Raw genomic sequence first — 445 nt, 5'->3', positions numbered from 1 at the left:
CACCATCAACAGCTTGCCGTCTTTGATGAATATCCAAGCCAGCTTATCAATTACCTTATGCATGTCGTTAGACCTTATTTCTGTTTTAGTTCTCGTTATTACTGAATCTGGCCGCGCTACTAGTCTCGACCAAACAAAGCCTACCTATGTTACACGCTGGAATGAATATACTCTATTGAATCGATTAGGAAATATCATAACCAAAACGAAAAATGACAGCGTTCGAGACAATGCTCATCAACTGTCATTAGCGTTGTTTACGGATTGCTCTCGAGCTGTCCGTGCATGGAATCAATCGACTAGCCACGTAAGTGCAGAGTCGTGGTCTTCGAATGACTTGATCTCGCCAGACACAAACCAGCTTCCGACTTTTGAAGCAAACTCTTGCCAGCTTTTGTCACCATAAATCGCGATTTTGTCTATCTTCGAATTGAGCTCTAATCCC

1 protein-coding gene and 1 pseudogene are annotated in these 445 nt (G+C 42.7%); both read right to left on the bottom strand.

From position 1 onward, the window contains the following. Positions 1-99 (bottom strand): annotated as a pseudogene (locus AB4653_RS26275) (NUDIX hydrolase); the annotation flags it as partial. Positions 100-291: 192 nt separating this feature from the next. Next, positions 292-445 (bottom strand): STAS/SEC14 domain-containing protein (locus tag AB4653_RS26270; RefSeq protein WP_372105695.1); only part of this gene is annotated, 154 nt, incomplete at its 5' end.

This window comes from Vibrio sp. 10N.222.48.A3, assembly GCF_041475345.1.
Classification (GTDB): Bacteria; Pseudomonadota; Gammaproteobacteria; order Enterobacterales; family Vibrionaceae; genus Vibrio; species Vibrio tasmaniensis_A.
Note: the sequence above shows the minus strand (reverse complement) of the source record. Positions and strands in the feature narration are given on the sequence as shown.